General features: G+C 70.0%; 27 protein-coding genes. 11 read left to right on the top strand and 16 right to left on the bottom strand.

What is annotated here, in order from left to right:
* Nucleotides 1–320: 320 nt before the first annotated feature.
* Both A6A06_RS06840 and A6A06_RS06845 read left to right on the top strand, forming a co-directional pair.
* Complete coding sequence (locus A6A06_RS06840; RefSeq protein ID WP_079193849.1) at nt 321–1,481, top strand: hypothetical protein; 1,161 nt, start codon at nt 321–323, stop codon at nt 1,479–1,481.
* Between the two features lie 23 nt (nt 1,482–1,504).
* A complete protein-coding gene (locus A6A06_RS06845) occupies nt 1,505–1,945 on the top strand; it encodes a hypothetical protein (RefSeq protein ID WP_073760087.1) in 441 nt (146 codons plus the stop codon).
* Nucleotides 1,946–2,150: 205 nt separating this feature from the next.
* On the opposite strand, the gene A6A06_RS06850 is transcribed toward A6A06_RS06845, so the two are convergent.
* Complete coding sequence (locus A6A06_RS06850) at nt 2,151–3,650, bottom strand: hypothetical protein (protein WP_073760089.1); 1,500 nt, start codon at nt 3,648–3,650, stop codon at nt 2,151–2,153.
* Between the two features lie 263 nt (nt 3,651–3,913).
* Here A6A06_RS06850 and A6A06_RS06855 point away from each other — a divergent pair, with 263 nt between their 5' ends.
* Both A6A06_RS06855 and dapA read left to right on the top strand, forming a co-directional pair.
* Complete coding sequence (locus A6A06_RS06855; RefSeq protein ID WP_338015855.1) at nt 3,914–5,779, top strand: endonuclease/exonuclease/phosphatase family protein; 1,866 nt, start codon at nt 3,914–3,916, stop codon at nt 5,777–5,779.
* Nucleotides 5,780–5,964: 185 nt separating this feature from the next.
* On the top strand, nt 5,965–6,819 hold the full coding sequence (gene dapA, locus A6A06_RS06860) for a 4-hydroxy-tetrahydrodipicolinate synthase (RefSeq protein WP_242440613.1): 855 nt from the start codon (nt 5,965–5,967) through the stop codon (nt 6,817–6,819).
* Here the strand turns inward: dapA and A6A06_RS06865 are convergent.
* The 6 genes from A6A06_RS06865 to A6A06_RS06885 all read right to left on the bottom strand — a co-directional run bounded on the left by A6A06_RS06865 (nt 6,776) and on the right by A6A06_RS06885 (nt 10,958).
* A complete protein-coding gene (locus A6A06_RS06865) occupies nt 6,776–7,600 on the bottom strand; it encodes an EI24 domain-containing protein (RefSeq protein ID WP_073760093.1) in 825 nt (274 codons plus the stop codon). The two genes, dapA and A6A06_RS06865, sit on opposite strands and share 44 nt — an antisense overlap.
* 112 nt (nt 7,601–7,712) lie before the next feature.
* Nucleotides 7,713–8,426 carry a hypothetical protein gene (locus A6A06_RS06870; protein ID WP_073760095.1) on the bottom strand — a complete coding sequence of 238 codons (714 nt, stop codon included), beginning with the start codon at nt 8,424–8,426 and terminating at the stop codon, nt 7,713–7,715.
* On the bottom strand, nt 8,423–8,578 hold the full coding sequence (locus tag A6A06_RS41480; RefSeq protein ID WP_199930733.1) for a hypothetical protein: 156 nt from the start codon (nt 8,576–8,578) through the stop codon (nt 8,423–8,425). Before A6A06_RS41480 ends, A6A06_RS06870 begins: the two co-directional genes overlap by 4 nt.
* Nucleotides 8,579–8,837: 259 nt before the next feature.
* Nucleotides 8,838–9,827, bottom strand: coding sequence for a 2,3,4,5-tetrahydropyridine-2,6-dicarboxylate N-succinyltransferase (gene dapD, locus A6A06_RS06875; protein WP_073760097.1), 990 nt, complete (start codon nt 9,825–9,827; stop codon nt 8,838–8,840).
* A gap of 271 nt (nt 9,828–10,098) precedes the next feature.
* Nucleotides 10,099–10,638, bottom strand: coding sequence for a TetR/AcrR family transcriptional regulator (locus A6A06_RS06880; protein WP_073760099.1), 540 nt, complete (start codon nt 10,636–10,638; stop codon nt 10,099–10,101).
* Nucleotides 10,638–10,958: a DMT family transporter gene (locus A6A06_RS06885; protein ID WP_073760101.1), complete on the bottom strand. Its 321-nt coding sequence runs from the start codon at nt 10,956–10,958 to the stop codon at nt 10,638–10,640. Before A6A06_RS06885 ends, A6A06_RS06880 begins: the two co-directional genes overlap by 1 nt.
* A 107-nt stretch (nt 10,959–11,065) precedes the next feature.
* Between A6A06_RS06885 and A6A06_RS06890 the strand changes: the two genes are divergently transcribed.
* Nucleotides 11,066–11,872: an SDR family oxidoreductase gene (locus A6A06_RS06890; protein WP_073760103.1), complete on the top strand. Its 807-nt coding sequence runs from the start codon at nt 11,066–11,068 to the stop codon at nt 11,870–11,872.
* Between the two features lie 2 nt (nt 11,873–11,874).
* Here the strand turns inward: A6A06_RS06890 and A6A06_RS06895 are convergent, their stop codons facing one another.
* Nucleotides 11,875–13,203 carry a tetratricopeptide repeat protein gene (locus A6A06_RS06895; protein WP_242440607.1) on the bottom strand — a complete coding sequence of 443 codons (1,329 nt, stop codon included), beginning with the start codon at nt 13,201–13,203 and terminating at the stop codon, nt 11,875–11,877.
* A gap of 111 nt (nt 13,204–13,314) precedes the next feature.
* On the opposite strand from A6A06_RS06895, the gene A6A06_RS06900 reads away from it, so the two are divergent.
* The 4 genes from A6A06_RS06900 (at nt 13,315) to A6A06_RS06915 (ending at nt 15,242) form a co-directional block, all read left to right on the top strand.
* Nucleotides 13,315–13,515, top strand: coding sequence for a hypothetical protein (locus A6A06_RS06900; protein ID WP_073760105.1), 201 nt, complete (start codon nt 13,315–13,317; stop codon nt 13,513–13,515).
* 88 nt (nt 13,516–13,603) lie between these two features.
* A complete protein-coding gene (locus A6A06_RS06905; RefSeq protein ID WP_073760139.1) occupies nt 13,604–14,047 on the top strand; it encodes a glycine-rich domain-containing protein in 444 nt (147 codons plus the stop codon).
* 173 nt (nt 14,048–14,220) lie between these two features.
* The gene (locus A6A06_RS06910; RefSeq protein ID WP_242440608.1) at nt 14,221–14,976 is read left to right on the top strand and encodes a protein kinase; all 756 of its coding nucleotides are present in this window, start codon (nt 14,221–14,223) and stop codon (nt 14,974–14,976) included.
* 41 nt (nt 14,977–15,017) lie between these two features.
* On the top strand, nt 15,018–15,242 hold the full coding sequence (locus A6A06_RS06915; RefSeq protein WP_073760143.1) for a hypothetical protein: 225 nt from the start codon (nt 15,018–15,020) through the stop codon (nt 15,240–15,242).
* An 87-nt stretch (nt 15,243–15,329) separates the two neighbouring features.
* Here A6A06_RS06915 and A6A06_RS06920 read toward each other — a convergent pair whose 3' ends face one another.
* From A6A06_RS06920 to A6A06_RS06955, 8 genes are read right to left on the bottom strand one after another with little or no spacing between them, the layout of a single operon-like run.
* Nucleotides 15,330–15,662 (bottom strand): metal-sulfur cluster assembly factor, encoded by a 333-nt coding sequence (locus A6A06_RS06920; RefSeq protein WP_073760145.1) that lies wholly within the window; start codon nt 15,660–15,662, stop codon nt 15,330–15,332.
* On the bottom strand, nt 15,659–16,117 hold the full coding sequence (sufU, locus tag A6A06_RS06925) for a Fe-S cluster assembly sulfur transfer protein SufU (protein ID WP_003983960.1): 459 nt from the start codon (nt 16,115–16,117) through the stop codon (nt 15,659–15,661). The genes A6A06_RS06920 and sufU overlap by 4 nt, the downstream gene beginning before the upstream one ends.
* Before the next feature lie 20 nt (nt 16,118–16,137).
* Entirely contained in the window at nt 16,138–17,394 is a 1,257-nt protein-coding gene (locus tag A6A06_RS06930; protein ID WP_073760147.1) for a cysteine desulfurase, read from the bottom strand.
* Nucleotides 17,391–18,155, bottom strand: a complete 765-nt coding sequence (sufC, locus tag A6A06_RS06935) for a Fe-S cluster assembly ATPase SufC (protein ID WP_073760149.1) — start codon at nt 18,153–18,155, stop codon at nt 17,391–17,393. The genes A6A06_RS06930 and sufC overlap by 4 nt, the downstream gene beginning before the upstream one ends.
* 6 nt (nt 18,156–18,161) lie before the next feature.
* Entirely contained in the window at nt 18,162–18,497 is a 336-nt protein-coding gene (locus A6A06_RS06940; protein ID WP_073760151.1) for a non-heme iron oxygenase ferredoxin subunit, read from the bottom strand.
* A complete protein-coding gene (sufD, locus tag A6A06_RS06945; RefSeq protein WP_073760152.1) occupies nt 18,494–19,678 on the bottom strand; it encodes a Fe-S cluster assembly protein SufD in 1,185 nt (394 codons plus the stop codon). The genes A6A06_RS06940 and sufD overlap by 4 nt, the downstream gene beginning before the upstream one ends.
* Nucleotides 19,679–19,732: 54 nt before the next feature.
* On the bottom strand, nt 19,733–21,154 hold the full coding sequence (gene sufB / locus A6A06_RS06950) for a Fe-S cluster assembly protein SufB (RefSeq protein ID WP_073760154.1): 1,422 nt from the start codon (nt 21,152–21,154) through the stop codon (nt 19,733–19,735).
* On the bottom strand, nt 21,151–21,996 hold the full coding sequence (locus A6A06_RS06955) for a helix-turn-helix transcriptional regulator (RefSeq protein ID WP_073760156.1): 846 nt from the start codon (nt 21,994–21,996) through the stop codon (nt 21,151–21,153). Before A6A06_RS06955 ends, sufB begins: the two co-directional genes overlap by 4 nt.
* 305 nt (nt 21,997–22,301) lie before the next feature.
* On the opposite strand from A6A06_RS06955, the gene A6A06_RS06960 reads away from it, so the two are divergent.
* On the top strand, nt 22,302–23,264 hold the full coding sequence (locus tag A6A06_RS06960) for an ABC transporter ATP-binding protein (RefSeq protein ID WP_073760158.1): 963 nt from the start codon (nt 22,302–22,304) through the stop codon (nt 23,262–23,264).
* On the top strand, nt 23,261–24,067 hold the full coding sequence (locus A6A06_RS06965; RefSeq protein WP_073760160.1) for an ABC transporter permease: 807 nt from the start codon (nt 23,261–23,263) through the stop codon (nt 24,065–24,067). The genes A6A06_RS06960 and A6A06_RS06965 overlap by 4 nt, the downstream gene beginning before the upstream one ends.
* The last annotated feature ends 149 nt before the right edge of the window (nt 24,068–24,216 follow it).

Consider the following 24,216-nt stretch of genomic DNA (forward strand, 5'->3'; position numbering starts at 1 on the left):
CGCAAGATTTATCGCGTACCTCCTTGACCGCCGCCCGGCACGGCAATAGACAGTCCCTACCTGCATCACCCGTAGGGAGTGCGGAGGACCCGCGGCTGCACGGAGTTGCCCGGGGAGCAGTCCGTGCCGGGTTTCCCGCCCTCCCCTGAGAGCCCGCCGCCGTGGGCGGCCCGGGCTCGTGAAGCGAACGCGGTCCCGCCCGCAGCCGTACGCGCCCGTACGCAGGAGCACTCCCGCTCACAGGAGCGCTCCCGCTCGAACGGTCCGGGCGCACGGCTGAGAGCCGCGCGGGACGCCCACCGGGGAAGAGGTGGTCTGGTGTGAACCAGCCCGAGATGATGCGCGGACCCACCGGCGGTCAGGTCAGTGACACCTCCCGCCAACAGGCACTTTCCGACTTCATGCACCCGCAGAACCCGACCGCGAACGTCGTCGGCTTCGGGCACGGCGTGAAGTGGACCAACGGCGAGCCCACGGGCGAGGAAGCCGTCCTGGTCTTCGTCACGCAGAAGCTGCCGGAGTCGATGCTCCCCGAACGGGACGTGATCCCGCGGGAGATGGACGACGGTACCCCGACCGACGTCCTGGCCGTGGGCCACATCTCCGCGCAGGCCCAGCAGCGCGTACCGGGCGGGCAGAGCCGGTCGATGATGGGGCAGGAGCAGAGCCTCGGCGGCAACGGCGGCCGGATGAGCGCGCTCGCCCAGCCGCTGCTCGAAGAGCTGAGCCAGCTCGGCAGCGCCCTGGAGCCGCAACTCCTCAAGCGCCGGATGCGCCCCTGCCCGGCCGGCTTCTCCGTCGGCAACGTGCAGGTCACCGCGGGCACGCTGGGCAGCGTGGTGTACGACTTCCTGCCCGGCGCGCAGACCAACCCGCCGGCGCCCGGCCTCGGCGTACCCGGCAAGTTCTACATCCTGAGCAACAACCACGTCCTGGCGGACTCCAACCGGGCGCCGCTGGGCAGCTCCGTGCTGCAGCCGGGCAAGTTCGACGGCGGTACGGACCCCGCGGACCGGATCGGCACGCTGGACCGCTTCATCTCGATCCAGTTCGCTCCGCAGATCCCGCTGACCCAGCACAACAACGTGGTGGACGCGGCGCTGGCGAAGGTCGAGTTCGAGGACGCCACCCGGCAGCAGTACTTCAGCGGCGCGCCGCGCGCGTGGCGCCGCAAGTCGGCGGTGGCGGTGGGCGACCTGGTCAAGAAGACCGGCCGGACCACCAACATCAGCTTCGGGCGGATCGTCTCCACCGACGCGACGGTCGACGTCAACTACGGCACGGCCGGCACGGCGCGCTTCAAGGACCAGATCATGACCACGAACATCTCGGCGGGCGGCGACTCCGGTTCGCTGGTCACCTCGCTGGACAACGTCGCGGTCGGTCTGCTCTTCGCGGGCTCCTCGACGGTCACCATCGTCAACCACATCGAGACCGTCCGCACGCTGCTGCGCGTCGAGGTCGCCGAGCAGCTGGCCTGACCCACCGAGCCTGAGGGAGAGCCATGACAAGCGCAGCGCAGAAGAAGAAGGGGCCGGGCCACGAGCACCAGTTCGTCAATGCCCAGGGCTCCGAGGTCAAGACCCGTGACGAGGCGTTCGCCGTACAGCGCGACGTCTCCGCCGAGGCCCTTCAGGTCACCCAGAAGATGGCGCTGCACAACCAGGCGCTCACCTTCGACATGGAGGTCAACTACAACCCGAACACCAACGTGATCACGGGCGGCCGGATCACCTCCGGCATCTGCGGCGCCCCGTGGGACATCACCGGCGGCTCGATCGGCTCCTCGCTGCGGATCGACGCCAAGCGTCCGGGGACCGGCGGCAACTGCGCCACGACGGTCACCATCATCGGCCAGTTCCAGGTCCCGCTGTCCTACCGCGGCACCTACGGGTTCAACGGCCAGTCCACGTCGTTCAACCACACGACGCAGCTGGTGTGCTGACGGCGCACCGCCGCGGAACACGCCGGCGGGCGGCGGGAGCACCGAAGTGCTCCGGCCGCCCGCCGGTCACGTGGAGCGGGGACGTCCGGTGCGCGAGCCCGCACGCCCGGCGTGCGAGCGCGCGCGTCCAGTACGCACGTACGGACACCCGGCGCCCATGTACGGACACCCGGCGCGCACGCCCGCGCGTCCCCTACGCGAGCGCTCAGCTCCCCTGCCGCGACCGCGCCTTGAAGGCGGCCTTACGGGCCTCCTTCGCGGCCTTCTTGTCCGGGTGGAGGCGGCCCATGGCCTCCAGTACGTCGGCGGCCGCCGGGTGGTCCACCCGCCAGGCCGCGTCGAAGAAGCCGTTGTGCTGGCCGACCACGCCCTCGACGAGGCCGCGCAGCTCGGCCGCGCTCTCCTCGTCGGCCTCGGCGGCGCCGAGCTGCGCGGCGATGGTGTCCACGGTCAGCCAGAAGATCATGTCCTGGGTCGGCTCGGGGATGTCGGCGGCGCCGTGCTCGGCGAGCCACACCCGGGCCAGACCGCCCAGCTCCCGGTCGTCGAGCACCTCGCGCAGCGCGGGCTCGGCCTCCGGCCCGGCCAGCGACAGCGTCTGCTGGCAGGCCAGCCGGCGCAGCGGACCGCTCTCGTCGTTGCCGCGGGCGGCGGAGAGCAGGTCACGGGCGGCGTCGGCGGGCGCGCGGGCGGCGAGCCACTGCTCGGACTCGGCCTGTGCCAGGGGCTCCGGGTAGCCGGGCAGGGCGTCCAGGAGGACGTCGGCGCCCTTGTCGGTGAGGTCGCCGACGGCCGGGGCGTCGACGCCCGCGTCCAGCATCCGGGTGCGTACGGCGTAGATGCCCAGCGGGGTGAGGCGGACCATCCCGTAGCGGGAGACGTCCTCGTCCTTCAGGGGCTCGGCGGCCCGGACCGTCGCGCCGTCCTCGTCCAGCTCCTCGATGAGCGCCTCGTCCACCGGCTGGTAGGCGACCAGTCCGATCGGCTCCAGCACCCGGAACTGGTCGTCGAGCCGCATCATCGCCTCGGAGACCTCTTCGAGGATGTCGTCGGTCGGCTCGTCCATGTCGTCCGGCACGATCATGGAGGCGGCGAGCGCGGGCAGCGGCACGGCCTGCCCGGGGTCGTCGTTCAGGGCGGTGAGCAGGTAGAGGTTGCCGAGGATGCCGTCCAGCAGCTCGGCCTCCTCCTCCGGGTTCCAGTCGATCGCGTCCAGGTCCAGTTCGCCGCCCTCGGCGATCTGGTCGGCGATGTCGGAGAGGTCGGGCGCCACGGCGTCGGCCAGTACGGTCTCCATGCCGCCGAGCCAGATGTCGAGGATGTCCTGCGGGCTGCCGGAGGTCAGCAGCGGCAGCTCCTCGCCGGGGGCGGCGGTGCCGGCCTGGGCGTCGTCGGGCCGGTCGGCGCCCTCTTCGGCGGTCTCCTCGCTCTCGTCGATCTCCACCAGGCCGGTGTCGACCGCGAGCTGCCAGGCCTCGGCGACGTACGCGTCGGCGTCCTCGTCCCCGGCCAGGCCGAGGTGCTCGACGGCGGTGGCCACCTGCTCCTGGAGGAGCTCGCCGCCGACTCCGACGGGGACGCCGGGCTCGGCCCAGCGGGCCAGCTGCGCGGCCCGTGCGAAGAGCGGTGCGCTCAGCGCGTCCCGCGCCAGCTCCGCGTCGGAGTGCAGCCGCACCGGCGGCAGGGTCGGGCGGTCTGCGGACATCTCGGGTTCAGCTCCTCGTGCGGACTACGGCTCGTGCGAAGGCCCAGCGTAGACGGAATTCCGTGCATCTCGGGCGGTTCACCTTGGTTTCCGTTCCCGTACACCCGGCGAGCCTTGACAACTGCCGTGACCACACAAGAGATTGACGCGCGTAGAGACTGCCGGACCGTTTCCGCTCCGCTGCGCTCGCGCCTTCTCCGACGCTGTTCCCCACCCTCTTGACGCTGTTCCCCACCCCCTCGCCCGCCTTCCGGAGGCCCGCCGTGTCCGCGCACATACCGCCGCACGCACCGATCCGTACGCCCCGCCGCCGCGCGCTGCGCAGGTCCGCCACGCTGACCGCGGTGGTCGCCGCCGCGCTGACCGGCGGGCTGCTCGCCGTACCGCAGACCGCCTCGGCCGCGGTCACCCGTATCCACGACATCCAGGGCACGACCCGCGTCTCGCCGTTCGCGGGCAAACAGGTCGCCGACGTGCCCGGCACGGTCACGGCGGTACGGGCCTTCGGCGCGGCCCGCGGCTTCTGGGTGCAGGACCCGCAGCCGGACCGCGACCCGGCCACCAGCGAGGCGGTCTTCGTCTTCACCGGCAAGCAGACGCCGAAGGTCGCCGTCGGCGATTCCGTACGGGTCTCCGGCACGGTCAGCGAGTACTACCCGGGCGGCGAGCGGGCCGGACTGCAGTCCGTCACCGAGATCACCGACGCCGCCTGGACCGTGGCGTCCTCCGGCAACCCGCTCCCGGCCGCCTTCAAGCTCAATGCCGCGAGCGTGCCGGACCGGTACGCCCCGTCGGCGGGCGGCAAGAGCATCGAGGGCCTGCCGCTGCGCCCCCGCTCGTACGCCCTGGACCGCTACGAGTCGCTGGAGGGCATGCGGGCCTCGCTCACGGACGCCTCCGTCGTCGGCCCGACCACCACGCACAACGAGCTGTGGGCGACCGCCGAGCCCCGCCACGGCCGCACCGTGCGCGGCGGCGCGCTCTACGGCTCGTACCAGGACCCCAACCCCGGCCGCGTCAAGATCACGTCGCTCGTCCCCTTCGCCCAGCGGCCCTTCCCGGTCGCCGACACCGGCGACCGGCTGACCGGCACCACCGCGGGCCCGCTGGACTACGACAACTTCGGCGGGTACGGAATCGCCGCCACCGAACTGGGCACGCTCGACGACCGCGGCCCGGCCCGCGAGACCACCCGCGAGCAGACCGCCGACGAGCTGGCCGTGGCCACGTACAACGTCGAGAACCTCTCCCCGAAGACGCCGCCCGCCAAGTTCGCCCGGCTGGCCGAGGCGCTGGTGAAGAACCTGGCCTCGCCGGACATCGTGGCGCTGGAGGAGGTGCAGGACGACAACGGCCCCACCGACGACGGAACCGTTTCCGCGGCCGCGACGCTCCAGCGGCTCACCGACGCCGTCAAGGCGGCCGGCGGCCCCTCCTACGCGTGGCGGCAGATCGACCCGGCGAACAACCAGGACGGCGGCCAGCCCGGCGGCAACATCCGGACCGCGTTCCTCTACAACCCGGCCCGGGTCTCGTTCACGGACGTCGCCGGAGGTGACGCCACCACCCCGGTCAAGGTGACCGGCTCCCCCGGAAAGCCGCGCCTCTCCGCCTCGCCGGGCCGCATCGACCCCGGAAACGCCGCCTGGGCCAACAGCCGCAAGCCGCTGGCCGGCCAGTTCTGCTTCCGGGGCCGCCCGGTCTTCGTCGTCGCCAACCACTTCAACTCCAAGGGCGGCGACCAGGGCCTCGACAGCCGCTTCCAGCCCCCGGCCCGTACGTCGGAGACCCAGCGCGTCCAGCAGGCCGAGGCGGTACGCGGCTTCGTCGAGGACGTGCTCGCCAAGGACCCGAAGGCCGACATCGTGGTGGCCGGCGACCTCAACGACTTCCAGTTCTCCCCCGCCCTGAAGACCCTCACCCGCGGCGGCGTCCTCACCGACCTCGTCGACCGCCTGCCGCGCGGCGAGCGGTACGGCTACGTCTACCAGGGCAACTCGCAGGTGCTGGACCACATGCTCACCAGCCGCCACCTGCGTCGCACCGATTACGACATCGTCCACATCAACGCGGAGTACGCCGACCAGTCGAGCGACCACGACCCGCAGGTGCTACGCCTGAAGCCGTAGGAATCCACCGAAAGCCGTAGCACTGCTTACCATTCGCCAGAGCACAACTAAGTAGACCTGAAGACTGCGGTAGGGCCAGACTCCGCTCCATGAGCCCTTTCGACGCTCCGAGCGCTGCCGGCCCACCGCCCTTCGGCGCTCCGGGCACTGCCGGCCCACCGCCCTTCGGCCGCACCGCCGCCGCCATGATCACTCCGTTCCGCGCCGACGGCCGCCTGGACCTCGACGGCGCCCGGCGCCTCGCCGTCCACCTCGTCGGCGAGGGCTGCGACGGACTCGTCCTCAGCGGCACCACCGGCGAGTCGCCCACGACCACCGATGCCGAGAAGGAGGCCCTGCTCCGGACCGTCGTCGAGGCGGTCGGCGACCGTGCGCGGATCACCGCCGGGGTCGGCACGAGCGACACCCGGCACACCGTCGAACTGGCCCGCACCGCCGAACAAGCGGGCGCCCACGGCCTGCTCGTCGCCGCCCCCGCCTACTCCCGCCCCGGCCAGGAGGCCGTCGCCCACCACCTGCGGACGGTCGCCGACGCCACCGGCCTGCCGGTCATGCTCTACGACATCCCCGGACGCACCGGAACCGGCACCGCGCTGACCGCGGACACCTTGCTGCGGCTCGCGGAACACCCGCGCGTCCAGGGCGTCAAGGACTGCGCGTACGACCTCATGAAGACCGCGAAGGTGCTGGCCGCGACCGGCCTCGCCTACTACGCGGGCTGCGACGAGCAGACCCTCCCGCTGCGGGCCATGGGCGCCGTCGGCTGCGTGAGCACGGTGGCCAACGCCGCGCCCCGGGACATACGGGCCGTCCTCGACGCGTACGACGCGGGCGACCCGGCGGAGGCCACCCGCCGCTACCTCCGCCTCGTACCGCTCGTCGAAGCGATGACGGGCACCGAGCACCCCGGCACGGTCACCGCCAAGGCGCTGCTGAACGCGCTCGGGCTGCCCGCCGGGCCGGTCCGCGCGCCGCTGCTGGCGGCGGGGCCGGAGGTCACCAGCGAGCTGGCGACGGCCCTGAAGACGGCGCAGCAGTAACCCCGCCCGTCTCTCCCGTACCTTCCTCCTCCACCGCTTCCTCGCCCTCCCCTGTGAGATCGCGGACGAGCAGCGTCGCACCGGCCACCGCGCCCGGCATCAGGAACACGGCCACGAACGGCACCAGGAACAGCAGCACCAGCGGGGTGCCGAACCCGACGGCGAGCGCCTTGCGGCCGCGCAGCATCCGCAGCCGCTCCCGCACGGGAATGCCGCGCCGCTGCATCGCCACCGAGGTCAGCTCCACCGTGAGGAAGAAGCCCGACACGCAGAAGCCGATGGCGGGCACCACGGTCTGCCCGACGACCGGGATGAAGCCCAGGGCGAAGAAGAGCAGACCGAAACCGGCGGCGCGCAGCAGGACGTGCACACTGTCCCGGAGCGAGATCCACAGCTCCCGCCACAGCGGCAGGCCGGGGCCCGGCGGGCAGTCGCCCTCGGACTCCTCGACCCCCTCCGACAGCGACTCGTAGAACGGGTCGCCGATCAGCAGCGTGACGGCGGTGAAGGTCAGTACGGACAGCAGCAGCCCGCCCGCGAAGAGCAGGGCGACGAACAGCCCCCGCAGCAGGCCCTGCCAGGGCGATCCCCAGCCGTCGGCGAAAGGCGTCGCCCAGGACGCCAGATCACCCGCGAAGAACGCCAGCGCGACCAGCGCCCCCGCGTACAGCACGAGGGCGATGAGCGCGGGAATCATCCCGAACCCCCACCACCGGCCGTGCCGGGCAACCCAGCGCTGCCCCTTCCCCAGGTACCCCGTTCCCGCCACAAGATCGCGCATGCGCGTCAGCCTAATCGGCGCCCAGCACGCCTCCGTCTCCGTACGGTACGGATACGGATACGGCTACGGCTACGGCTACGGCTACGAAGCCTCGCCCCACCGGCGCATATGGTTACGAGCCCTTGCCCCCACCGGTGAACCGCGCCAGCTGACGCTGCAACCAGTCGAGGCGGGCCTGCATGAGCGTGGCTTCGGCGACCAGCTCCGGAACGGTACGGACTCCGGACACCACCCGCTCCGCGACGTCCTCCTCTTCCGCCTCCGGCTCGCCGCCTGCGACGATGCGCAGCGGCCCGCCCCCACGCCGTACGAACTCCGCGAAGGACACCGCCGTCCAGGGCGCGAACGCCGTACGCGCACGCCGGGCCGCGCACTCCGCGCAGACCGCCGTCAGCACCCGCCAGCCCGTACGCCCCCAGCCCGCGTCCGCGAACGCGCACGGCATCCGGCCGCACGTACACGCGCCGACCCTGGCCACCCTCACCCGCTGCCGCGCGTAGCGCATCCCCCGCTCGAAGCGGATGTACGCACCGAGAACGGTGACCTCCAGCAGCACCGCTCTCCGATGCTCACTCGCACACGCCAGCGCCAGCGCCTGGTCGAACGTGTGCAGGCAGTAGAAACCGCAGTCGCAGCGCAAAGCCGGACACGGGTGGCGCCTGCCGTACACACAGCGGGCCTCGTCGACGAACCCGTACGGCAGCGCGCCGCCGAGCGAGACCCCGGCGAACCCGGTCCGGCTCCCGTCGTGCGAGATCACGGGATGCGCGAGCTTGAACCCCAGGGGCGGCGTGGCGGGGCGCTCCTCCGGCAGCCGCAGCCTCATCGGCCGGCCGGCACCGGTTCCTGCTCCGGTACGGCGACGGCCGCCGCCTCGTCAGGAAGCGCCGCCTCCACGGCCGTCTCCACGACCGTCTCCTCGGCGCACTCCACGCTCTCCTCCGCGACACCGACAGCGAGCGCTTTACCCAGCCTCATGACGCCTCCCGGCACGGATCGGTCCGTCGTCCTGGTCTCCTCGGGCTCCCTTGGGCTCCTTGGACCCTCTCGGACTCCCTTGGGCTTCCTTGGGCTTCCTTGGGCTCCCCCGGGCTCCTTTGGACACCATCCCGCCATGGTGCCCACGAAACCCCCGCTTGCCACCGTCCGATACCGGCCACAGCGCCCGCCGCACACGACTGCGGCCCGGCGGGAGCTCCCACCGGGCCGCAGTACGTGCCGTGTGCGGCGCGCGTACTCAGTTGTGGCTGTGCAGCACGTCGTTCAGGCCGCCCCAGTTGGCCTTGTTCGGGCGGGCCTCGACGGTGCCGGTGGTGGAGTTGCGGCGGAAGAGGATGTTGTCGGCGCCGGAGAGTTCGGCGGCCTTGACGATCTGGCCGTCGGGCATGGTGACGCGGGTGCCCGCGGTCACGTAAAGGCCGGCCTCGACCACGCACTCGTCGCCCAGCGCGATGCCGATGCCGGACTCCGCGCCGAGCAGGCAGCGCTCGCCGATCGAGATGATCTGCTTGCCGCCGCCGGACAAGGTGCCCATCGTGGAGGCGCCGCCGCCGATGTCCGAACCGTCGCCGATGACGACGCCCGCGGAGATACGGCCCTCGACCATCGAGGTGCCGAGGGTGCCCGCGTTGAAGTTGACGAAGCCCTCGTGCATGACAGTGGTGCCGGCGGCGAGGTGCGCGCCGAGCCGTACACGGTCCGCGTCGGCGATCCGTACGCCCGCCGGGGTGACGTAGTCCGTCATCCGCGGGAACTTGTCGACGCTGGTGACCTGGAGATGCAGACCCTCGGCGCGGGCGTTCAGGCGCGCGGTCTCCACCTGGTCGACGGGCACCGGGCCCAGCGAGGTCCAGGCGACGTTGGCCAGCAGGCCGAACATGCCCTCCAGGCTCTGGCCGTGCGGCTTGACCAGCCGGTGGCTGAGCAGGTGCAGGCGCAGGTACACGTCGTGCGCGTCCAGCGGCTTGTCGTCCAGCGAGGAGATGACCGTACGGACGGCCACGACCTCGACACCACGGCGCGGGTCGGGACCCACCGCCTTCGGCGCGGCCTCGCCGAGCAGCTCGACGGCACGCTCGTCGGACAGCCGCTCGGTCCCGGCGGGGCCGGGGCCGGCCACCAGCTCCGGCGCGGGGAACCAGGTGTCGAGGACGGTGCCGTCGGTGGTGACGGTGGCGAGCCCGGCGGCGACGGCGCCGGTGGTACGGGGAGTAGCAGCATCGGTCATGCCGAAAACCTAACCGGAGGGGGGCCATGGAGGCGAACCGGTCCCGGGCGCCGGGACGCGGCGCGCGGACGGGGGTACGCGCATCGGCCACGCCGCGCCGTACGGGGGTGGCCGGTACGCGTCGCACCCCTCGCGGGCGCTGTCGCCGTCGTACCTCTCGCGGGCACAATCGCCGACCTCGCGACCTCGCGCCCCGACGCCCCGACGCCCCGACGCCCCGAACGATTACGCGCGCAGGTCGCCGAGGCGGCCTCAGGTCCCCGAGGCCGCCTCAGCCGATCACCCGTGCGAGCGCATCCCGTACCTCCGCGCGGCCGAACGTCCGCCCCGTCAGCAGATGTTGCAACATCAGCCCGTCGATCAGCCCGACCAGGGCCCGCGCGGTGCCCACATCGCCGGTCCGCCGTTCGAACAGCTCGACCATGGCGTCGAGGCACTCGGCCGCCAGCGGACGTACCACCTCGTGCCGCAGCGCCGCCAGATACAGCTCGTACTCCAGCTCCACCCGCGACCGGTCACCGGCCAGCGAATCCGCCACCAGCCGCGTCAGCTCGTCGGCGAGCGGAGCCGAGGGGTCCACGCCCCGCTCCCACTCCTCGATCCCGGCCAGCCACGTCGCGTTGGACTGCCGCAACGCCGCCACCAGCAGGTCGTCCAGCGAGGCGAAGTGGTACGTGGTCGACCCCAGCGGTACGTCCGCCTCGGCGGCCACCGCCCGGTGACTGAGCCCGGCGATGCCGCGCTCGCCCACCACCCGGATCGCCGCGTCGGTGATCCGCTGCCGCCGGTCCGGATCGTAGCGGCGCGGCATCAGTGCGCACCCCCCAGATTCAGCACCACGACCCCCGCGATCACCAGCAGCAACCCGACGATCCGCGCGGCACTCGCCGCCTCCCCCAGGAACACCATCCCGATCGCGGCGACCACCGCCGTCCCGGCCCCGGCCCAGATCGCGTACGCCGTGCCGACGTCCATCGTCTTCAGCGTCTTCGCGAGCAGCGTGAACGCGACGATGTACCCCAGCACGGTCCCCAGCGAGGGCCACAGCTTGCTGAAGCCGTCGCTGTACTTCATCGCGGTCGTCGCGAGGATCTCGGAAACAATCGCTCCGGCGAGCGTCAGGTACACCATATGTACGAGCGTACACAACGTTGCGTACGACCGTACGCATCGCGGCGCGCGGGCGGCCACGCGAAATCGATTGACGGTCCGGTGCCGTTCGTGAACGATTCCGGACCGTGACGACGAGTACCGACCATGACGAACGCTCCCGTGAACAAGGCCCTCCGGCCGACCGTCCGCTCGCCTTGATCACCGGCGTGGGGCGCACCGTCGGTATCGGTGCGGGCATCGCCCGCCGGCTGGCCGCTTCGGGCTGGAACATCGCCTTCACCTACTGGAGCCCCTACGACGATCGCATGAGCTGGGGCAGAGAGCCCGGCGCACCCGAAGTGATCAGCCAAGCCCTCGTGGAACAAGGTGCATCCGCCTTCGCGATCGAGGCGGATCTCGCCGACCCCGACACCTCGGCACGCGTCTTCGACGAGGTCGAGCAGCGGATGGGCGGTATCACCGCGCTGGTGATGTGCCACTGCGAGTCCGTCGATTCCGGGTTGCTGGAGACCACCGTCGAAAGTTTCGACCGGCACTTCGCCGTCAACGCGCGCGCCACCTGGCTGCTCATCCGCGAGTTCGGACGCCGCTTCGCCGCGGAACGGGGAACCGGCCGGATCATCAGCCTCACCAGTGATGACACGGTCGGCAACCTGCCCTACGGGGCAAGCAAGGGAGCCCTGGACCGCATCACCCTGGCCGCCGCCCACGAACTCGCCCACCTCGGCGTGACCGCCAACGCGATCAACCCGGGCCCGGTCGACACCGGCTGGATGCCCGAAGAACTCCGGGACCACTGCACCCGCAACAGCCCGCTAGGCCGACTCGGCACTCCACAGGACACCGCACACCTGGTGGACTTCCTGTGCTCCAGAAAGGGCGAGTGGATCAACGGCCAACTATTGATGAGCAACGGCGGCCTCAGCGAGTGACACTACGCCGTAATGGCCCGTCGCGCCCGGTCGTACAGGTCACGAGCAGTGGAGTTCCTCAGGTACGGGTGCAGCAGCGTCGGCACTCGCTTCATTCGCTCGTCAGCGCGTCCGGATTTCACCATGGGGTATTCATCCAGCGCCAAACTCCACGTTTGGCAAGCTGCCTCCAAGTGACCGACTTGCAACTGACGCTCGGCGAGCAATCCGCGGCGGTGAACGCGGTCACGCCTGTAGACACTCAGGCGCTCCCGGTCCGATTCCTGCAACGCTTCAACTGCCCCGCGAAAGTCGCCCAGTTCGAAGCGAACTTGACTGACGTGGTAATGAAGAGACGCGGGATCATACGAGCCCAACGCCTTCCCTCGCGATTCGGCCCGGTCCATCGCCACTTCCGCTTCGTCTATATACCGAAGGGCGTTCACCCGGTCCCCCGTCTGCGCGGCAGCGTGCGCCTGCTGCCCCGCCAAGAAGGCCCGCATCCGCGGCCCCGCCTGAGGTGACGCGGCGGCAGCGGCGTCGGCGAGCCTCATGGCTTGGGTTCCATGTCCGAGATCGACCGCTTGCACGCTCATGCCCCGGAGCGTGGTGCAGTACGTCAAGTGGTCGTTTGCCGCTCCCGCGAGTTCCAGCGCCTTGAGGTAGTACTGCTGCGCCAGGTGATGCTCCCCTTCGTCCACGGCCATGTATCCGGTGAGGTAACACAAGTCGGACGCAGCGGAACGCATAGCGGCACGAACATCTTCCGGGCCGTCCGCGTGCAGAGCAGGGGCAACCGTGTTGATCAGAAAAGACGCCGCCATGGGGCGGGCATAGCGTCCGCCGAACTCGTCGTCCAGGTCACTGACACGTTCCGTCATGGCCGTGACCATCTGCACGTCATTCATGCCGATTCGCGCGGTCTTCCCAGTCTGCAAGCCTTCGGCCCTGGCAACAACGTCAGGCCAGCCAGGAACTGTCAACGCGACAGAGAACAACCCAGCCCCGAGCACACCACGCCGCGACGGATCCACGTCCATCCTCCCCAGCTCGATCAGCCTCTCCACCGTACCTACCGGCTCGGACACTTGATCGGCTGGAGCGGAAAACCCCGCCTGTGTATGGGTGATCGGACGATTCAGCCGACGGGAGAACGTCTCAAGGATGAGGCGGCGTACGCGCTCGCGCGGCATGGTCCCGCCAAGCCAGTGGTGCACGGCACTGCCGTTGTACCGCAGGGGCGTACCCCCCTCGGTGCCCACTCGGTTCACAGCTCGCGCGCACTGGTCAAGGGTCCAACCGCTCTCCGTGAACAGCCTGTGCAACTCGGTGTTCGGTGTCCGTCCGGCCATGCCCGACTCCCGGTTTAAAGGCTTTAAACACGTGCCCCCGCGCCAACGGTACCGCCGTTGCGCGTACGGGAGTTGGCTGGTCAAGCAAGCGTCACGCAGGAGGGGCAGGCGATGACTGAGTACACCGGCATCAGCACGGGCGCGGACACCCCCGTACGGGGGACCCCGTCACGGCGACGTGCCGCTCGTCAGTCGCGAGAGCCGACCGTTGGCGAGTTGGTCGGGGACACCGCCGGGGACCATTTCGGCGAGTACTGCGACGTGTTGGGCGGCCGGCGGTTGCTGCGGCCCGCCGATGGCGAACGCGAGTGAGGTCCAACCCCGCGCGATCACAGCCGTAGGGCGGCATTCGAGCGGTGCACGAAACAGGCTTCACCCCCCAAGTAGAGGAGCACAGCGCATGACAACGATGGCGACCGAACAACGGACCGGCCGCGAACTGATCGACAAGGATCTGTTCGACCGCCTGGCGCACTTCGTCGTGGTACACAACGGCGAGTCGCGGGACCAGGCCGAGAAGATCATCGATCAGGCGGTCGCGTTCGTGGCATCCGTCGGCGGTACCGACATCCCCCTGGTTCCCTCGGACGACGTGGACAAGGGGCTGCACGCGTTCATCCTGCACACCAGGGAGTACGCGAAATTCTGCGAGCAGCGTGGCGGGCGGTTCCTGCACCACTCTCCGGCAGGGCCCGGCCCGCTCAGCCGCTCGTTCGCCGCTGTATCGGCGAGTGCGCATGCCGTGAAGGCGGCCGGGTTCCTGGTCCATGAGGATCTGTGGACCGTAAACGGGTTGTCCGCCGGTCAGTGCGACTCGGACGACGGACGTCCCTACGCCGTGTAGCGCAACCTGCCAGGCAACGAGCCGGCCCCTTCGTGGGGGTCGGCTCACCCAGCGAAAGGAACACCACCGTGGAACCCCCGGCCCCCTGCCCTTTACCGCGTGGTGTAGCACACGCACTCGAACCGGTCGGTACCCGACTGGTGGTCAACCGCCGCGGGTCCACTGTCTGGGACGTGCGTACCGAAGCGGAGCGGTACGCCGTGAAAGTCGGGCGCCCCGTTCCCCCGTCGGACGATCACCCCGGACATGACTGGACCGGGATCGCACCCGCCCGTGAAGCTGTGATCTTGCAGCACCTGCAATCGTCTGCGGTCTACGGCACATGGGAGTACGGCACGTGGAACGCCCAACCGTGGCACGCGGGGACCGACCTGCACGAGTTGTGGAAACCCCAGCGCAATGGAGAGACCGGAATCCCGCTCGACCTGCGTTCCGCTCTCGCGTGCGCGACGAAACTCGCCGCGCTGCATGACAGCGGGTGGGTTCACGGGGACATCCAGCCGGCTCATTTCATCATCGGGCCCGATGGCGCTGCCGCGATTATCGACCTCGCCCTGGCACAAGGCGGTTTACTGCCGCACGAGTTGGAGTTCCCCTATCCCGGATGCCTCGTCCACTACGAGAGCCCGGAAATTTCCCGCAGCATTCTGGACAGCCGCACCGCCGTCCCCACAACGGCATCCGACGTATACGGGTTCGGTGCGTCGCTGTTCATCAGCATCACAGGATGGAGGCACGTTGAGTATCCGGATGATGCTCCGCGCACAGTGCAGCGAAAGGCAATCGCCACCAAGCCACACCGACCGGTCAAGATTCCGGGCATCTTCGGCAAGCTTGTTGACGCCATGCTGAGTCCCGTACCAGAGGACCGGCCGACCAGCCATGAGGTCTGCTCGATAATCGCGTGTGCCGTTGACGCCACAGACTGACGAAAAGCTTCGCCCACACCCCCCACGGAGGCACCACCCCCATGACCACCCGCTTCGAAAACCTCTCCCCCGCCGAAACCGCCCGCGAAATCATGTGTGACCTCGGTGAGGCCGCGCGTGCCGTCGGTGTGCAGTTCCCCAGTTTGCGGCTGGATCCGCACCCGGTTGCGGGGCTCGGTGCGCCCGCTCATCTCATCGAGACCGGGCGGATCAATCTCACCACCGCGATGCAGATGACCGAGGTGTTCCGCGCGGCGCGCCCGTAAAGCCCCGTAGGCAACGGAAAATGGCTGTGCCCGCCGAGGAGGACCCGGCGGGCACAGCCTGAACAGATCAGATCAGGTAAAGACCGGTCAGACGTTGAACCCCAGTGCCCGGAGCTGCTCACGTCCGTCGTCGGTGATCTTGTCGGGGCCCCACGGGGGCATCCAGACCCAGTTGATCTTCAGTTCGTTGACGATGCCGTCCGTGGCGGACTTCGCCTGGTCCTCGATGACGTCGGTCAGCGGGCAGGCCGCCGAGGTGAGCGTCATGTCGATGGTGGCGATGTTGGCGTCGTCCACGTGGATGCCGTAGATCAGGCCCAGGTTGACGACATCGATGCCCAGCTCGGGGTCGACGACGTCGTACAGGGCCTCGCGAACCTCTTCCTCCGAGGCCGGCTTCGTGGTCACTGCGTCGGTCATGCGGTCTTCGCCTCCTCGGACAAAGCCTTGGCCGTGGCGTCCTTCCAGGCCATCCAGCTCAGCAGCGCGCACTTCACGCGTGCCGGGTACTTCGAGACGCCGGCGAACGCCACCGCGTCCTCCAGCACCTCCTCCATCGCGTCGTCCGGCTCCAGCTGGCCGCGGGACTGCATCAGCTCCAGGAAGGTCTCCTGGATCTTCTGCGCCTCGCCCAGCTCCTTGCCGACCAGCAGGTCGTTGAGCACGGACGCGCTGGCCTGGCTGATGGAGCAGCCCTGGCCCTCGTACGACACGTCTTCCACGGTCGCACCGTTGAGCCGTACGCGCAGGGTGATCTCGTCACCGCAGGTCGGGTTGACGTGGTGCACCTCTGCGTCGCCGTCCCGAAGACCGCGCCCGTGCGGGTGCTTGTAGTGGTCCAGGATGACGTCCTGGTACATGGAATCCAGCTTCACGGCTCAGTCAGTCCTCGTCCTCATCCGAAGAAGTTGCGGACGTGCTCCAGCCCCTCGACGAGGGCGTCGACCTCGGCCGGAGTGGAGTACAGGTAGAAAGACGCTCGCGTGGTCGCGGGAATTCCGTACCGCAGGCAGACCGGCCGCGCGCAGTGGTGGCCGACCCGGACCGCGATGCCCTGCTCGTCGAGCACCTGCCCCACGTCGTGCGGGTGGATGTCACCGAGCGTGAAGGAGATCGTCGCGCCGCGGTCCTCGGCCGTGGACGGGCCGATGATGCGCAGGTCCGGGACCTCCAGCAGCCGCTTGACGGCGTACTCGGTGATCGCGTGCTCGTGCGCGGCGATGTTCTCCATGCCGATCGAGGTGAGGTAGTCCACGGCCGCGCCGAGGCCGACGGCCTGCGCGATCGGGGGCGTGCCCGCCTCGAACTTGTGGGGGGCCGGGGCGTAGGTCGAGGAGTGCATGGACACTGTCTCGATCATTTCGCCGCCGCCCAGGAACGGCGGGAGGTCCTCCAGCAGCTCCTGGCGGCCCCACAGGACGCCGATGCCGGTCGGGCCGCACATCTTGTGGCCGGTGAAGGCCACGAAGTCGGCCTGCAGCGCCTGCACGTCCAGCACCATGTGCGGGGCGGCCTGCGAGGCGTCGATGCAGACCAGCGCGCCGACCTCCTGGGCGCGGCGGATGATCGCCTCGACCGGGTTGACGGTGCCCAGCAGGTTGGAGACCAGCGTGAACGAGACGATCTTCGTGCGGTCGGTGATGACCTCGTCGATCGTGTCCAGGTCGAGCCGGCCGTCGTCGGTCAGCCCGAACCACTTCAGCTTCGCGCCGGTGCGCTGCGAGAGCAGCTGCCACGGCACGATGTTGGAGTGGTGCTCCATCTCCGTGATGACGATCTCGGTCTCGTGGTCGACCCGGTACGGCTCGTCCGCCCAGCCGAGCATGTTCGCCACGAGGTTGAGCGACTCCGAGGCGTTCTTGGTGAAGATCACCTCATCGCGGCTCGGCGCGTTGATGAAGGCGGCGACCTTGTCACGCGCGCCTTCGTACAGCGCCGTGGCCTCCTCGGCGAGCACATGCACGCCGCGGTGGACGTTGGCGTTGTAGCGCTCGTAGTACCCATTCAGCGCGTCGAGCACCTGGCGGGGCTTCTGAGAGGTCGCCGCGTTGTCCAGATACACGACCCGCTTCCCGTCGTGGATCTGTCGGTCCAGGATGGGGAAGTCCTTGCGGATCGCCTCTGTGTCGAGGAGGCCCGGCAGCTTTGTCACGCGGTTGCGCCACCCTTCACGTACTCCTCGTAGCCCTCGGCCTCCAGCTTGTCCGCGAGCTCCGGGCCGCCGGACTCGGCGATCCGGCCGTTGGCGAAGACATGCACCTGGTCGGGCTTGATGTACCGCAGAATCCGGGTGTAGTGGGTGATCAGCAGGGTGCCCACGTCACCGCCCTCGCGGACGCGGTTGACGCCCTCGGAGACGACGCGCAGCGCGTCGACGTCCAGGCCGGAGTCGGTCTCGTCGAGGATCGCGATCTTCGGCTTGAGGAGCTCCAGCTGGAGGATCTCGTGGCGCTTCTTCTCACCGCCGGAGAAGCCCTCGTTGACGTTGCGCTCGGCGAAGGCGGGGTCCATGGACAGGCGCTGCATGGCCTCCTTGACCTCCTTGACCCACGTACGCAGCTTGGGGGCCTCGCCGCGGATGGCGGTGGCCGAGGTGCGCAGGAAGTTGGAGACCGAGACGCCGGGGACCTCGACCGGGTACTGCATGGCGAGGAAGACGCCGGCGCGGGCGCGCTCGTCGACGGACATCTCCAGGACGTCCTCGCCGTCGAGGGTGACGGTGCCGCCGGTGATCGTGTACTTGGGGTGACCCGCCAGCGAGTAGGCGAGGGTGGACTTGCCGGAGCCGTTGGGGCCCATGATGGCGTGCGTCTCGCCCTGCTTCACGGTCAGGTCGACGCCCTTCAGGATCTCGCGCGAGCCGTTCTCGGCTTCGACGGAGACGTGCAGGTCGTGGATCTCAAGCGTTGCCATGGGGACTCAGGACTCCTGGGTGACGGAGACGAGCACGGAAGCGTCCGGGCCCTCTCCTTCGATCTTTACGGGGTATACGGGAACGGGCTGCGTGGCGGGGAGGCCGGACGGCTTGCCGGTGCGCAGGTCGAAGCTGGAGCCGTGCAGCCAGCACTCGATCGAGCAGTCGTCCACCTCGCCCTCGGACAGCGAGACGTTCGCGTGCGAGCAGATGTCGTTGATCGCGAACACCTCCCCCTCGGTGCGGACGAGGGAGACCGGCACACCGTCGATCTCGACGCGCTTGGGGCTGTCCGCCTCCAGCTCGCCCAGCCCGCAGACACGTACATAGGCCGGGCTCATGCCACGGACGCTTCCAGCTCGGCCTCGATCTTGGCGATCAGGCGCTCTTCCACGTCCGGCAGACCGATCTGCTGGACGAGTTCGGTGAAGAAGCCGCGGACGACCAGGCGGCGGGCCTCGTCGGCCGGGATGCCGCGCGCCATCAGGTAGAACAGCTGCTCGTCGTCGAAGCGGCCGGTCGCCGAGGCGTGGCCGGCGCCGACGATCTCGCCGGTCTCGATCTCCAGGTTGGGCACCGAGTCCACCCGCGCGCCGTCGGTCAGCACCAGGTTGCGGTTGAGCTCGTAGGTGTCCGTGCCGGTGGCGGCGGCCCGGATGAGCACGTCGCCGATCCAGACGGCGTGTGCGTCCTGGCCCTGGAGGGCGCCCTTGTAGACGACGTTGGAGCGGCAGTTGGCCGCCTCGTGGTCGACGAAGAGGCGGTGCTCCTGGTGCTGGCCGTTGTCGGTGAAGTACAGGCCGTAGAACTCGGCCTCGCCGCCGGGGGCCGCGTACGTGACCCGCGGGTGCAGCCGGACCAGGTCGCCGCCGAAGGTGACGACCACGGACTTGAAGCCGGCGTCGCGGCCGACCAGCGCGTTGTGCTGGGCGACGTGGACGGCGGTGTCGTCCCAGTCCTGCACCGAGACGACGGTCAGCTTGGCGCCGTCGCCGATGAGGTAGTCGACGTTGGCGGCGAGCGTGGCGCCGCCGGTGTGGTCCATGACGACGACGGCCTCGGCGAACGCGCCCAGCTCGACGACCTGGTGGCCGTAGGCCGTGCCGCCCTCGCCGTGCACGGAGATCCGGATCGGCTCGGTGAGCACCGTCTCCTTGGGCACCGAGATGACGGACGCCTTCTCGAAGGAGCTGTACGCCTGGGCGGCGATCCGGTCGACGGGCTTGCCGGCCTTGCCGACGCGGGGGTCGGCGCGGTCGACGAGCTCGTGGGTGACGCCCTCGGGCGCCTTGATGTCGATCTTCAGGTCGGCGCCGGACGCGACGGCGGTGCCGTCGTGCAGGCCCTTCAGGCGCGCGAGGGGCGTGAAGCGCCACTCCTCCTCGCGGCCGTGCGGAACCGGGAAGTCCGCCACGTCGTAGGACGGCGGCGCGCTCATCCGGGTGGCGACGGTGGACTCGGCGGCCACCGCGATCGAGCCGGTGGTCGTGGACCCCGCCGGGATTGTCTGAGCCTCAGCCATGGCTGTCGTCGTGCTCTCTTCCTCGTGAGAATTCAGTCGCTGCGTGCGGCGGCGTCAGCCGACCGCGCCTTCCATCTGCAGCTCGATCAGCCGGTTCAGCTCCAGCGCGTACTCCATGGGCAGCTCGCGGGCGATCGGCTCGACGAAGCCGCGCACGATCATCGCCATCGCCTCGTCCTCGGACAGGCCGCGCGCCATCAGGTAGAAGAGCTGGTCGTCGCTGACCTTGGAGACGGTCGCCTCGTGGCCCATGGTGACGTCGTCCTCGCGGACGTCGACGTACGGGTAGGTGTCCGAGCGGGAGATCGTGTCGACGAGCAGGGCGTCGCACAGCACGTTGGACTTGGAGCCCTCGGCGCCCTCGCCGATCTCGATCAGGCCGCGGTAGGACGTACGGCCGCCGGCCCGCGCCACCGACTTGGAGACGATGTTGGACGAGGTGCGCGGGGCCATGTGGACCATCTTGGCGCCCGCGTCCTGGTGCTGGCCCTCGCCCGCGAAGGCGATGGACAGGGTCTCGCCCTTGGCGTGCTCGCCCATCAGGTAGACGGCCGGGTACTTCATCGTCACCTTGGAGCCGATGTTGCCGTCGACCCACTCCATGGTCGCGCCCTCGTAGGCGACGGCGCGCTTGGTGACCAGGTTGTAGACGTTGTTCGACCAGTTCTGGATCGTCGTGTAGCGGCAGCGGCCGCCCTTCTTCACGATGATCTCGACGACCGCGGAGTGCAGCGAGTCGGACTTGTAGATCGGCGCCGTGCAGCCCTCGACGTAGTGGACGTAGGCGTCCTCGTCGACGATGATCAGCGTCCGCTCGAACTGGCCCATGTTCTCGGTGTTGATCCGGAAGTAGGCCTGGAGCGGGATGTCGACGTGGACGCCCTTGGGCACGTAGATGAACGAGCCGCCGGACCACACCGCGCTGTTCAGCGAGGCGAACTTGTTGTCGCCGACCGGGATGACCGTGCCGAAGTACTCCTGGAAGAGCTCCGGGTGCTCCTTGAGCGCGGTGTCGGTGTCCAGGAAGAGGACGCCCTGCTGCTCCAGGTCCTCGCGGATCTGGTGGTAGACCACCTCGGACTCGTACTGCGCGGCGACACCCGCGACCAGCCGCTGCTTCTCCGCCTCGGGGATGCCCAGCTTGTCGTAGGTGTTCTTGATGTCCTCGGGCAGGTCCTCCCAGGAGGCGGCCTGCTGCTCCGTGGACCGGACGAAGTACTTGATGTTGTCGAAGTCGATGCCCGACAGGTCCGAGCCCCAGTTCGGCATGGGCTTCTTGCCGAAGAGCTTCAGGCCCTTGAGGCGGAGCTTGAGCATCCACTCGGGCTCGTTCTTCTTGCCCGAGATGTCGCGGACGACCTCCTCGGACAGGCCGCGCTTGGCGGAAGCGCCGGCCACGTCGGAGTCGGCCCAGCCGTATTCGTACGTGCCCAGGCCCTCAAGCTCAGGGTGAGCAGTCTCCGTGGGGAGAGTCATGCGGGGTTCCTCCCGGCCGTGCTTGCAGAAGCATTGGTGGTCTTGGTGGTGCTGTGGGCGGTCTTGCCGGCCTCGCGGCCCTTCGGGACGAAGGTCGTGCAGACACCGTCGCCGTGGGCGATGGTGGCAAGACGTTGCACGTGGGTCCCCAGCAGGCGGGAGAAGACCTCGGTCTCCGCCTCGCACAGCTGCGGGAACTGCTCGGCGACGTGGGCGACCGGGCAGTGGTGCTGGCAGAGCTGCTCACCTAGCTGATGACTGGGCGCGCTGCGCGCCGTAGCAGCGTACCCGTCCGCGGTCAACGCCTCGGCCAGGGCCTGTGTACGGCCTTCGGGCGACGCGGCCTCGACGGCTTCGCGGTACACCTCGGCGAGCGCGGCGAACCGGGCGCGGGCGAACGCCGCGACCGCGGCCCCGCCGAGCTCGCCGCCGCCGGCGCTCTCCGCGATCCAGCGCAGCGCGTCGGCGGCGAGCTGGTCGTAGGACTGGTCGAAGGCGTCCCGGCCGCAGTCGGTGAGCGCGAAGACCTTGGCCGGGCGGCCGCGGGTGCGCGCGCCGTAGACGCGCTTCTCGCGGGGCTCGACCACGTTCTCCGCGACGAGGGTGTCGAGGTGGCGGCGGACGGCCGCCTGGGTCAGCTCCAGCCTGAGGGCCAGCTCGGCCGCGGTGGACGGACCGTGGTCGAGGATGGAGCGCGCGACGCGGTTGCGCGTGCCCTGCTGCTCGTCGTGGTGCGGCGCGGCGCCGGTGGCGGACCGCGGCGCCCTCGCGGGCGCGGGGCGGTCCGGCCCGCCGGCCGGACGGGCCACGGTGCCTTCCTGGTCCTCGCTCGCGTATTTCACAACGCCATTGTTGCGTAATTCCTCAGGCCGAGACAACCCTCGACCGGATCACGGACAGGTGGCCTCGATCACTTAGGGTCACCTAATCGCGGTGGTCGCAGCACCTCGTACGGGGGTACTCGCACCCATTCTGACCTGCTGGTTCATCGATGCCGAACGCCTCCGACGGACCGCCGCGCACCCCCGGTCCGGAGCCCGGACGATCTACGCCCCGCACAGGGCACCCCGCTCCCCCACCCGAAGGACACCCGCGCCTTTTCGCCCCCGCTCCTGTGCACACCCCCGCGCTTCGTAGACTGCCGGTCATGCGCAGCGCCTCCTCCGGGGACACCCCCCGGACCCCCGGCCGTCCGCCTGCCGTCGAGGTCACCGGCCTGGTCAAGCGGTACGGGACCAAGACCGCGGTGGACGGCCTCGACCTCAGGGTCGAGGCGGGCTCGGTGACCGCCGTCCTCGGCCCCAACGGCGCCGGGAAGACCACCACCGTCGAGATCTGCGAGGGCTACCGCCGCCCCGACGCGGGCACCGTCCGCGTCCTGGGTCTGGACCCGGTCGCCGACGCCGCGACGCTACGCCCCCGTATCGGCGTGATGCTCCAGTCCGGCGGCGTCTACGCGGGCGCCCGTGCGGAGGAGATGCTGCGGCACACCGCGAGCCTGCACGCCCACCCCGTCGACGTGGACCTGCTCATCGACCGGCTGGGCCTGGGCAGCTGCGGCCGCACGAACTACCGGCGGCTGTCCGGCGGGCAGCAGCAGCGGCTCGCGCTGGCCATGGCCGTCGTGGGCCGCCCCGAGCTGGTCTTCCTGGACGAGCCGACGGCCGGCCTGGACCCGCAGGCCCGGCACGCCACCTGGGACCTCGTACGGGAACTGCGCGCCGACGGCGTCAGCACCGTACTGACCACCCACTTCATGGACGAGGCCGAACAGCTCGCCGACGACGTCGCGATCATCGACGGCGGCCGGGTCGTCGCCCAGGGCAGCCCGGAGGAGCTGTGCAAGGGCGGCGCCGAGAACACCCTGCGCTTCACCGGCCGGCCCGGACTCGACCTGGGAGCGCTGCTCAAGGCGCTGCCCGCGGACAGCGCCGCGGCCGAGCTGACGCCCGGCACGTACCGCGTGTCCGGCAAGATCGACCCGCAGTTGCTGGCAACCGTCGCCTCCTGGTGCGCGCAGCACGGCGTGCTGCCGGACGCCATGGCCGTCGAGCGGCACACCCTGGAGGACGTCTTCCTCGAACTGACCGGCAAGGAGCTGCGTTCATGACCGCCACCGGCACGACGGACTGGGGCGGCGCGGCCGGCGCCACCGGCACCTTCGCTCCCCGGCCGGGCGCGGCGCCGCTGTCCCGGATGATCCGCGCCCAGGCCCTCCTCGAAACGAAGATGCTGCTGCGCAACGGTGAGCAGCTGCTGCTGACCGTCGTCATCCCGACGCTGCTGCTGGTGCTGTTCTCCGCCGTCGACATCGTCGACACGGGCGCGGGCAAGGCGGTCGACTTCCTCACGCCGGGCATCCTGGCCCTGGCCGTGATGTCCACCGCCTTCACCGGGCAGGCCATCGCCACCGGCTTCGAGCGCCGTTACGGGGTCCTCAAGCGGCTCGCCGCCTCCCCGCTGCCCCGCTGGGCGCTGATGACGGCCAAGACGTGCTCGGTGCTGGTGACCGAGATCCTCCAGATCGTGCTACTGACGGTGATCGCGTTCGTGCTGGGCTGGTCCCCGCACGGCAACCCGCTGTCGGTGGTGCTGCTGCTGGTGCTGGGCACGGCGGCGTTCTCCGGCCTCGGTCTGCTGATGGCGGGCACCCTCAAGGCGGAGGCGACGCTCGCGGCGGCCAATCTCGTCTTCCTGCTGCTGCTGGTGGGCGGCGGCGTGATCGTTCCGCTGGACAAGTTCCCGGACGCGGCGCAGTCGGTGCTCGGGCTGCTGCCGATCTCCGCGCTCTCGGACGGTCTGCGGGACGTCCTCCAGCACGGCGCGGGGGTTCCCTGGGGCGACCTGGGCATCCTGGCCGTGTGGTCGGTGCTGGGGCTGGGCGCGGCGGCGAAGTTCTTCCGCTGGGAGTAGTTCTTCCGCCAGGAGTGGTTCTTCCGCCGGGAGTGGTTCTTCTGCCGGGAGCGGATCTTCTGCCGGGAGTAGTTCTTCCGCCGGGAATGGCGTGACCTGCGGGTACGGAATGGCCCGCGCGTTGCGCACCCCCCTCGTGAAACTTTGCA

Source organism: Streptomyces sp. CB02923 (genome assembly GCF_001905005.1).
In the GTDB taxonomy this organism is placed as follows: domain Bacteria; phylum Actinomycetota; class Actinomycetes; order Streptomycetales; family Streptomycetaceae; genus Streptomyces.

Excerpts from the sequence above, each read along its gene's own strand:
- A6A06_RS06845 (WP_073760087.1), top strand. The coding sequence starts at position 1,505 with ATGACAAGCGCAGCGCAGAAGAAGAAGGGGCCGGGCCACGAGCACCAG.
- A6A06_RS06850 (WP_073760089.1), bottom strand. The coding sequence starts at position 3,650 with ATGTCCGCAGACCGCCCGACCCTGCCGCCGGTGCGGCTGCACTCCGAC.
- dapA (WP_242440613.1), top strand. The coding sequence starts at position 5,965 with ATGATCACTCCGTTCCGCGCCGACGGCCGCCTGGACCTCGACGGCGCC.
- A6A06_RS06865 (WP_073760093.1), bottom strand. The coding sequence starts at position 7,600 with ATGCGCGATCTTGTGGCGGGAACGGGGTACCTGGGGAAGGGGCAGCGC.
- A6A06_RS06870 (WP_073760095.1), bottom strand. The coding sequence starts at position 8,426 with ATGAGGCTGCGGCTGCCGGAGGAGCGCCCCGCCACGCCGCCCCTGGGG.
- A6A06_RS41480 (WP_199930733.1), bottom strand. The coding sequence starts at position 8,578 with ATGAGGCTGGGTAAAGCGCTCGCTGTCGGTGTCGCGGAGGAGAGCGTG.
- dapD (WP_073760097.1), bottom strand. The coding sequence starts at position 9,827 with ATGACCGATGCTGCTACTCCCCGTACCACCGGCGCCGTCGCCGCCGGG.
- A6A06_RS06880 (WP_073760099.1), bottom strand. The coding sequence starts at position 10,638 with ATGCCGCGCCGCTACGATCCGGACCGGCGGCAGCGGATCACCGACGCG.
- A6A06_RS06885 (WP_073760101.1), bottom strand. The coding sequence starts at position 10,958 with ATGGTGTACCTGACGCTCGCCGGAGCGATTGTTTCCGAGATCCTCGCG.
- A6A06_RS06895 (WP_242440607.1), bottom strand. The coding sequence starts at position 13,203 with ATGGCCGGACGGACACCGAACACCGAGTTGCACAGGCTGTTCACGGAG.
- A6A06_RS06900 (WP_073760105.1), top strand. The coding sequence starts at position 13,315 with ATGACTGAGTACACCGGCATCAGCACGGGCGCGGACACCCCCGTACGG.
- A6A06_RS06905 (WP_073760139.1), top strand. The coding sequence starts at position 13,604 with ATGACAACGATGGCGACCGAACAACGGACCGGCCGCGAACTGATCGAC.
- A6A06_RS06915 (WP_073760143.1), top strand. The coding sequence starts at position 15,018 with ATGACCACCCGCTTCGAAAACCTCTCCCCCGCCGAAACCGCCCGCGAA.
- A6A06_RS06920 (WP_073760145.1), bottom strand. The coding sequence starts at position 15,662 with ATGACCGACGCAGTGACCACGAAGCCGGCCTCGGAGGAAGAGGTTCGC.
- sufC (WP_073760149.1), bottom strand. The coding sequence starts at position 18,155 with ATGGCAACGCTTGAGATCCACGACCTGCACGTCTCCGTCGAAGCCGAG.
- A6A06_RS06940 (WP_073760151.1), bottom strand. The coding sequence starts at position 18,497 with ATGAGCCCGGCCTATGTACGTGTCTGCGGGCTGGGCGAGCTGGAGGCG.
- sufD (WP_073760152.1), bottom strand. The coding sequence starts at position 19,678 with ATGGCTGAGGCTCAGACAATCCCGGCGGGGTCCACGACCACCGGCTCG.
- sufB (WP_073760154.1), bottom strand. The coding sequence starts at position 21,154 with ATGACTCTCCCCACGGAGACTGCTCACCCTGAGCTTGAGGGCCTGGGC.
- A6A06_RS06960 (WP_073760158.1), top strand. The coding sequence starts at position 22,302 with ATGCGCAGCGCCTCCTCCGGGGACACCCCCCGGACCCCCGGCCGTCCG.
- A6A06_RS06965 (WP_073760160.1), top strand. The coding sequence starts at position 23,261 with ATGACCGCCACCGGCACGACGGACTGGGGCGGCGCGGCCGGCGCCACC.